The sequence below is a fragment of the Streptomyces sp. NPDC001634 genome (assembly GCF_040298185.1).
Taxonomy (GTDB): Bacteria; Actinomycetota; Actinomycetes; order Streptomycetales; family Streptomycetaceae; genus Streptomyces.
The window spans coordinates 45,076-52,686 of record NZ_JBEOZU010000072.1; the positions used below are offsets into that span (position 1 = coordinate 45,076).

A 7,611-nucleotide genomic window follows, 5' to 3' on the forward strand; every position below is an offset into this window, starting at 1 on the left:
ACGGGGCGTGGAGAGGGCGTACACAGGGGGAAAGGGCTTGTCCGGCGGGGCCAAGCGGAAGAGGGTGCTCGTGGCCGGGCCACCCTGGCCCGGCCGCCGTGGACACCCGTTACATGAGCGGGGTCAGAAAGCGCCTCATGGCCTCTTCGTAGGCCTCGGGATCCGCGTTCCACATGGCGCCGTGCGGAGCGTCCCGCACCGTCTGCAGGGTGACCAGGTCCCTGCGGCTGTCCGCCAGACGGCGGGACGGCCCCCAGGGGGCGATCGCGTCGTCCGGGCCATGGAAGATCAGGACGGGCACCTTGAGGTGCTCCGGGTCGGCGGCCGCGTGGATGCGGTCGCCGTGCAGACCCGTGCGGCCCTGGGCGGCGCGCACGGCCAGCGGCAGCAGCGCTCCGGGGGTGCGACGGGCCGAGGCGAGGGCACGCAGCGTGGTCTCCCAGCTGAGCACGGGCGAATCCAGGACGAGCCCGGAGATCCGCTCCCGCAGCGCGGAGTGCGCGGCGGCCCGCAGCGCCATGGTGGCGCCGATGGACCAGCCGTGCAGCACGACGCGCGCGGCCCCGTGGCGCACGGCGTAGCGGATGGCGGCGTCCACGTCGCGCCACTCGGTCTCGCCGAGGTGGTTGAGGCCGTCCGGGGGACGGGGTGCCCCGAGGTCGCCCCGGTAGGCGAGGTCGAGGACCGGGAAGTGGTACCGGGTGAGGAACTCCATGACGTTCATGGGGTGTTCCCGGGTGGTGCCGAGCCCGTGCACGGTGATCACCCAGGTGTCGCGGACGCCGGGCACGAGCCAGGCAGGCAGGGTCCCCGATTCGCCGGGCACATCGACGTCGGTGTGGTCGAGGCCGAGGGCGGAGCCCGGGTCGCCGATGTACAGGCTGGGGGTGAGCCAGGCCTTGTCGCCGGGTTCGAGCGTGCCGTGGGTGACGCGTTCCAGGCGGCGTACGACGGTGTCGGCGGAGTGGGGGGCGGTGTTCAGGACCGGGCCGACGACCGCATGGGAGCCGTCACCGGAGAGGCCGTAGGTGCCGGGGCGCTGGGATGCCAGGTCACGGGTGAGCGTGATCTGACCGGCGGCCGTGGAGTGCACGGTGAGGCGGGGCTCCGTGGGCAGCGGGCGGCCGGGCGACGCCTTGAGCGCGGCGTCGCTGGCGAAACGGCCCGCGGCGATACCGGCGGCACCCGCGGCTATGGCTACGGTGACGGCTGCGGCCGCCGCTTTGACAGTGCGCACCCATCCAGTCTCGCGGCGGATCCCGCCTCCGGCCAGCGGACGGCTCCACCGGGGTCGCCGAGGGCCTCCCCCTACTCCCGGGGCTGCCCGTACCCCCGCAGCCGTTCCCCGGCCTCCGCCACCTGCTCACGGGTGAGCAGCGTCGGCGACAGCCCCGGTACCGACGACGCCGTCAGCCATACGCGGCACATCCACTCCAGCTGGGCGGTGCGGTCGTAGGCCTCGGCCGGCGAGGCGCCGTAGGCGATCGTGCCGTGGTTCTGGAGGAGGCACGCGGTGCGGTCCGTCAGCGCGCCCAGTATGTTCTCGGCCAACTCCGGGGTGCCGTACGTCGCATAGGGCGCGACCCGGACCGCCCCACCGAGCGCGCCGGCCATGTAGTGGATCAGCGGCAGCTCCCGTACCAGGGTGGAGACGGCCGTCGCGTGCACGGCGTGAGTGTGCACGACGGCCCGCGCCCCCGTCGTGCGGTAGACGGCCAGATGCATCGGCAGTTCGCTCGTGGGGCGCAGCGAGCCGAGCACCTGCCGCCCGTCGAGGCCGACCCCGACCGCGTCGTCCGGCGTCAGCCGCTCGTAGGGCACTCCCGTGGGCGTGACCAGCACGGTGTCCCCGACGCGTACGGAGACATTGCCGGACGTGCCGACGACCAGCCCGTCCGACACCGTCCGGCGGGCCGTCGCGACGAGCTCCTCCCACGCCCGCGCCACCTCGCTCCCCGCATCCGGACCCCGCCCGCCCTGTGTTTCCTCCCCTGCGTCCCGCGCGTCATGTCGCTGCTCAGCCATGCCGCGATCCTGCCAGGCGGGTGCCCGGCCGTCGGTGACCTCGGGCACTGTAGGCCGGAAGCCATGCATCCGTAAGGGCGCATATACGGATACATCTTCTTCAAGCAGGGATTGGCCTGTGATCGACCGACTTCGGGTGATCTTCCAGTAGCCTCTGGACGATTTGTCGTCCACGTCGCCATTCCGGGGGGAAACATGGCCCGTGATCGCAAACCGTCCCGTCGTCATGCCCGCGTCATCGCAGCCGCATTGTCCGTGACGGCACTCACCTTGGGGGGAACCGCTCTCGCCGGGATGCCGGTCTCGGCGGCCGGCGAGCCGAAGGGAAACGACGTCTCCTCGCACCAGAAGGACGTCGACTGGGCCGGCGCGAAGGCGAGGGGCGCCCGGTTCGTCTACATCAAGGCGACCGAGTCCACCACCTATCGAAGCCCCTACTTCAGCCGGCAGTACAACGGCGCCCGCAACGCGGGCATCCTGCGGGGCGCGTACCACTTCGCCGTGCCCGACCAGTCGTCCGGCGCCACCCAGGCCTCGTACTTCGTGCGCAACGGCGGCGCCTGGCGTGCGGACGGCTGGACGCTGCCGCCCGCGCTCGACATCGAGTACAACCCGTACGGCAAGGACAAGTGCTACGGCCTGAGCAAGGCCGGAATGGTCGCCTGGATCAAGTCGTTCAGCGACGAGATCAAGCGGGAGACCGGCCGCCGCCCGGTGATCTACACAACGGCCCACTGGTGGAACACCTGCACCGGCGGCAGCCGCGCCTTTGCCTCGAACCACGCCCTGTGGATCGCCCGCCACAACTCGGCGGACGCGGGGGCACTGCCCGCCGGCTGGTCGTTCTGGACGTTCTGGCAGTACGACAACGGCGGCAGTTTGCCGGGTGACCAGAATCTCTTCAACGGCTCCATGGACCGGTTGAGGGGCTTCGCGAGGAACTAGCCGAGGGACGAACAGCGGGACGAACAAAGGCCCCGAAGGCTTCCGGAAGCCTTCGGGGCCTTTGTTCGAAAGCGCGACCGTCGCCGCTCCGTCGCAAGCGGAACGGCGGCGCTCCGATCGGTACACCCCCAAGCCTGCTTCAGTTCACCTTCCGTTCACCCAGGTTGCCTACGGTTCACGCGCCACTGACCTCCCACAGAAGCCTGGGTAAATGGAACACATCACGCTCCTCCTTGGAATCGTGATCGTCACCGCTCTCGTGTTCGATTTCACGAACGGTTTCCACGACACAGCCAACGCGATGGCGACGACCATCTCGACCGGCGCCCTGAGGCCCAAGACGGCGGTGGCGATGTCCGCCGCACTGAACCTCGTCGGCGCCTTCCTCTCCGTCGAGGTCGCCAAGACGATCTCCGGCGGCATCATCAACGAGCAGGGCATACGCGTCGAAGTGATCTTCGCCGCTCTGGTCGGCGCCATCCTCTGGAATCTGTTGACCTGGCTCCTCGGTCTGCCCTCCAGCTCCTCCCACGCCCTCTTCGGCGGTCTGATCGGCGCCGCCGTCACCTCGGCCGGCTGGTCCGCGGTGAACGGCTCGACGATCGTCACCAAGGTCCTGATCCCCGCGGTCGCCGCACCACTCGTGGCGGGACTGGCCTCGATGCTGGCGACGCGCCTCTCCTACGCCATCGGCAGCCGCACCGACGAGAAGACGACCGCCAAGGGCTACCGCGCCGGGTCGATCGCCTCGGCCGGCCTGGTCTCCCTGGCGCACGGCACGAACGACGCCCAGAAGACGATGGGCATCATCACCCTGGCGCTCGTCACCGGCGGCGTCATCGCGCCCGGCTCCAACCCTCCCACCTGGGTCATCGTGTCGGCCGGTCTGGCCATCGCACTCGGCACCTACCTGGGCGGCTGGCGCATCATCCGCACCCTGGGCAAGGGCCTGACGGACCTTGCGCCGCAGCAGGGCTTCGCCGCCCAGACCAGCGCAGCGACCGCGATCCTCGCCTCGTCGCACATCGGCTTCTCGCTCTCCACCACCCAGGTCTGCTCCGGCGCGGTCATGGGCGCGGGCCTCGGCCGCAAGGGCGGCGTGGTCCGCTGGTCCACCGCGACCCGGATGTTCGCCGCCTGGTGCCTGACGCTCCCGGCCGCCGGCCTGGTCGGCGCGGGCGCCGAACTCCTCACCAAGCAGGGCACGTGGGGCAAGATCGCCACCGGTGTGCTGCTGGTCGCCGGGGCGGGCGTCATCTGGACCCTGTCCCGCCGCAAGCCGGTCACGGTCGACAACGTCAACGACGTCGAGGCGGAGCCCGCGGGCGTCGTCACGGCGGCGATCGCCGCGGTGACCCCGCCGCCTGCGGGCCCGGTCGTCACGGCCGACGCCGCGACGGACGCCGCCTCCGGCCTGAAAGCCACCATCCCGGCCCCGGACGCCGGCCCCTCCGCGGAGCCGACCCGCCCCGCGACGGTTTAAGGAAACACACCAATGAAGATCGACTGGGCAGCCCTCGGCTCCGTGTTCGGCGTCAGCCTCGTGGTCACCGTGGCCCTGGTGGGCCTGTTCACCCTGGGCGTGGCGGGTCTGACGAAGAAGGAATCGACCAGGGGCGGCAGCGCCACTCTGGCGGTCACCGGCGCCTACGCCTGTTTCGCCGCGTGCACGGCGGCGGTGGGCTACGGGATCTATCTGATCGTGTCCTGACACCGGGCGGACCGTCCGCCGCTTCCGCCGCTCTCGTAAAGCCCCCGCAGGGATTTTGATCTCTGCGGGGGCTTGCTCATTTGATCTTTACATGCCGCATAAGCCAATATTTGCGAAGTTATGCCACATTACCTATGGTCTACACCACATGGCGACCTGCGTCGAAGAGACATGTGTCGGACTGCCAACGGTCTGGCCGCTCTCGTCGAACTCACCTAGTCTATTAGATGAGTTGCTGCTCGACGTTGGCCGCTCGACCAGTCGAGGACGACGTGTAGCAAGGAGCGACATGGCCAGGGACATCGATCCGAGTCTGAACCGACGCAGGCTCCGCATCGAGTTGCGGAAGGCGCGTGAGGAAGCCGGCCTCACACAGCGGGAGGCTGCGAGCGCGCTGGAATGGTCCCTGTCGAAAGTGATCCGGCTGGAGGCCGGGACGGTCAGCCTCAGCGTCACGGACCTGCGCGCGCTGCTCCAGCTGTACAGCGTCACGGAGCCCCATCTTGTGGCCGAGCTGGAGGACGCCGCCCGTGGCTCGAAGGGGCCGTCCTGGTGGGCTCCGTACAACGACATGGTGCAGCCGACGTTCGCGCAGTACCTGGGCTACGAGAGCGCCGCGAGCTCACTCCGCCTGTACCACCCGACGCTGATCTCCGCACTGTTCCAGACCGAGGACTATGCGATGGCCCAGCTCGCACCACGCGCGACCCCCGAGCAGGCACGGCGCTCGGCGGAGCTGCGCACCACCCGTCAGGAGCGCCTGTTCGACCGGGAAGAGGGGCCGGAGGTGGAGGTCGTGCTCGACGAGGGGGCGATCCGGCGGGTCGTCGGCGGCCCGGGCGTGATGCGCCGGCAGTTGGAACACCTCAAGACGATGTCGCAGCACCCGCGGGTCACCATGCGGGTGCTGCCGTTCTCGGCGGGCGCCCACTACAGCGTCGCCGGTTCCTTCATCGTGCTCGGCTTCAAGGACGACGACGACCTGCTCTACCTCGAAAGCATCACCGACAGCGTGGTGGACCGCGACGACCTCGGTCTCACGGCGCAGTACCAGGAGTGCTTCGAGGACATCAGCAACAAGGCGTACGTAGGGGACCGCATGATCGAGCTGATCGACGCGGTCAAGGAGAGTCTCGACAACACCTGACCCGGGGGACGGACCGGGCAAACAACGGGGAGGGCCCATGGCGGTCTTCGGGTTCCTTGAGTGGTGCAGGCGGCTGCACGTGGCGCGTTTCGTCGTGGCGGGGGAACCTCCCGCTGTCCCGCCGGAGGCGGGCGGCACCGAGGAAGACGGCTCCGCCGGCCTCGACGACGTCACACTCAAGGCCTACGCCATGCAACGACGGGAGTGGGCCGAGGCCCTCATCGACGTCGAGAACGCCAGGGTGGACGGCGAGATACGCCTCCTGGCGGTCCGTCTGCTGCTCGGGACGGCGTGCGGCAGCGTTCTGCTGTTCAGCATCGCCGTCTCCGCCCGGGTGGCGCCCAGCCTGGGGTTGGGCGCCCTGACCCCCCTCACCACCACGGTGCTGGGGGCACTCGGCGCGGCCGTCGTCACCGCCCTCGCGGCAAGTGCGGGCAGGGCCCTGCGCGGTCGCTCGGGAGAGACGCGCGGTCCCGGGGTCAACGGCTCTGCGAGCCCCGCGGACGAACGGCCGCCGCAGCACGATCCAGAACCCGGAGACGTTCCGTGACCGGGGTGAGGCCCCACCACAGGCCGGCACAGGAGGCGGCCACGACCGTCACCACCAGCCAGACGAGGGCCCGCGCCGGGGATCCTGGCACGAGCAGTGCCGCCAGCGCGCCGATACCGACCGCGAACACCCCCGTCATCAGGGAGAAGAGTGCCAGCGGGGCCGCCGCCGACAGCGATGTGCGCGGAACGTGAGGACCTCCCGCGCGCGCCGAGACTTCCTTGGCCCTGTCCCCCATGTGGGTCCCCTCCCGTCCTCTGGACGGATCGTCAGAAATCGTCCACTGCCGGGTTCTCAAGTCCAGCCAGCAAACCACACCATGCGGCACGGCGAAAGACGAGCACCGGCCCAGCGCGCCGTTTCGAGTCACGCACCAGAACGTGCGCCCCCTCGACGGCCACCTCGAGGCAGTTGTTGGTGTCCCCTCCCGAATAACTGCTCTTCCACCACACATGCGCCGACGACACCCTGCCGATCACACCGACCTCCCTCTCACCAGTCAGCGCACCGACACAGCGCCCTACCGTGACTCACCCGAGCGCCGTGTCCCGCCGCCGCCCGCAGGCAACGGAAGCCGGCCACACCAGGTTCGTCTCCCCGCAACGAATCACCCAATGCCGCTCGTCGGCGCTCTCCGCGTCCGTCATGCCGTATTCGTTCGTACTGTCGTTCCCTAGTCTTCCCACCTTCCGCGCCTGGAAAGAGCCCAGAAACCGCCGATTCGGGCAGCTGACGATATTTCAGCGGTGTGGGGCTCAGCACACCGCAGCGTCGCAGGTCAAGAGCAAGTTGACGGGTGTTCCGGGGGCGTGGTGGACTGCCGGGGCCAATACGGCGGCAGGAGAGGAAGCCGGTGCGAGTCCGGCGCGGTCCCGCCACTGTCACCGGGGAAGAACTCCCCGGGAGCCAGGAACTCTCACCGCCGGTCTCGTCGAACCAGGGCGCGGACACCCTGAGTGAGGACATATCGCCATGCGCGGCTGCCGATCGAGGTTCAGTACCCGACTCCTGCCCGACCCCGCGGCCGGCTGAGCCGATGGGTGCCGATCGCGTCTTCGCGTACGGCGCCGCCGCCGGCCTTCTCGGTGACCTGCTGCTCGGCGATCCACGCCGCGGGCATCCGGTCGCCGCGTTCGGGCGGGCCGCGGGCGCCGTGGAGCGGAAACTGTGGCGGGACCACCGTGGGTGGGGCGCGCTGCACACCGCCGTGTGCGCCGGCGGCGCCGTGGCGCT

General features: G+C 70.0%; 8 protein-coding genes, 1 pseudogene and 1 riboswitch. Of the genes and pseudogenes, 6 read left to right on the forward strand and 3 right to left on the reverse strand.

The features are described 5' to 3' along the window. Positions 1-109: 109 nt before the first annotated feature. Both ABT186_RS35315 and ABT186_RS35320 read right to left on the reverse strand, forming a co-directional pair. Positions 110-1,237, reverse strand: coding sequence for an alpha/beta hydrolase family protein (locus ABT186_RS35315; protein ID WP_351236531.1), 1,128 nt, complete (start codon positions 1,235-1,237; stop codon positions 110-112). A gap of 71 nt (positions 1,238-1,308) precedes the next feature. Next, positions 1,309-2,025 carry a class II aldolase/adducin family protein gene (locus tag ABT186_RS35320; RefSeq protein ID WP_351236533.1) on the reverse strand — a complete coding sequence of 239 codons (717 nt, stop codon included), beginning with the start codon at positions 2,023-2,025 and terminating at the stop codon, positions 1,309-1,311. Between the two features lie 195 nt (positions 2,026-2,220). Between ABT186_RS35320 and ABT186_RS35325 the strand changes: the two genes are divergently transcribed. The 5 genes from ABT186_RS35325 to ABT186_RS35345 all read left to right on the forward strand — a co-directional run bounded on the left by ABT186_RS35325 (position 2,221) and on the right by ABT186_RS35345 (position 6,378). After that, a complete protein-coding gene (locus ABT186_RS35325; protein ID WP_351928530.1) occupies positions 2,221-2,970 on the forward strand; it encodes a lysozyme in 750 nt (249 codons plus the stop codon). Positions 2,971-3,181: 211 nt separating this feature from the next. Next, the gene (locus ABT186_RS35330; RefSeq protein ID WP_351928532.1) at positions 3,182-4,453 is read left to right on the forward strand and encodes an inorganic phosphate transporter; all 1,272 of its coding nucleotides are present in this window, start codon (positions 3,182-3,184) and stop codon (positions 4,451-4,453) included. 12 nt (positions 4,454-4,465) lie between these two features. Beyond that, the gene (locus ABT186_RS35335; RefSeq protein WP_351223259.1) at positions 4,466-4,681 is read left to right on the forward strand and encodes a hypothetical protein; all 216 of its coding nucleotides are present in this window, start codon (positions 4,466-4,468) and stop codon (positions 4,679-4,681) included. Between the two features lie 289 nt (positions 4,682-4,970). Beyond that, positions 4,971-5,828 carry a helix-turn-helix domain-containing protein gene (locus tag ABT186_RS35340; protein WP_351223261.1) on the forward strand — a complete coding sequence of 286 codons (858 nt, stop codon included), beginning with the start codon at positions 4,971-4,973 and terminating at the stop codon, positions 5,826-5,828. Positions 5,829-5,865: 37 nt separating this feature from the next. After that, the gene (locus tag ABT186_RS35345) at positions 5,866-6,378 is read left to right on the forward strand and encodes a hypothetical protein (protein ID WP_351223263.1); all 513 of its coding nucleotides are present in this window, start codon (positions 5,866-5,868) and stop codon (positions 6,376-6,378) included. Between the two features lie 269 nt (positions 6,379-6,647). On the opposite strand, the gene ABT186_RS35350 is transcribed toward ABT186_RS35345, so the two are convergent. Then, on the reverse strand, positions 6,648-6,857 hold the full coding sequence (locus ABT186_RS35350; RefSeq protein ID WP_351223265.1) for a DUF397 domain-containing protein: 210 nt from the start codon (positions 6,855-6,857) through the stop codon (positions 6,648-6,650). Between the two features lie 317 nt (positions 6,858-7,174). Beyond that, positions 7,175-7,313, forward strand: a riboswitch (cobalamin riboswitch). A gap of 101 nt (positions 7,314-7,414) precedes the next feature. Between ABT186_RS35350 and ABT186_RS35355 the strand changes: the two are divergent. Next, positions 7,415-7,611: pseudogene (locus ABT186_RS35355) on the forward strand (cobalamin biosynthesis protein); the annotation flags it as partial.

Bases quoted from the DNA above. Each gene is read 5' to 3' on its own strand.
- ABT186_RS35340 (WP_351223261.1), top strand. From the start codon at position 4,971: ATGGCCAGGGACATCGATCCGAGTCTGAACCGACGCAGGCTCCGCATC.
- ABT186_RS35320 (WP_351236533.1), bottom strand. From the start codon at position 2,025: ATGGCTGAGCAGCGACATGACGCGCGGGACGCAGGGGAGGAAACACAG.
- ABT186_RS35330 (WP_351928532.1), top strand. From the start codon at position 3,182: ATGGAACACATCACGCTCCTCCTTGGAATCGTGATCGTCACCGCTCTC.
- ABT186_RS35325 (WP_351928530.1), top strand. From the start codon at position 2,221: ATGGCCCGTGATCGCAAACCGTCCCGTCGTCATGCCCGCGTCATCGCA.
- ABT186_RS35335 (WP_351223259.1), top strand. From the start codon at position 4,466: ATGAAGATCGACTGGGCAGCCCTCGGCTCCGTGTTCGGCGTCAGCCTC.
- ABT186_RS35345 (WP_351223263.1), top strand. From the start codon at position 5,866: ATGGCGGTCTTCGGGTTCCTTGAGTGGTGCAGGCGGCTGCACGTGGCG.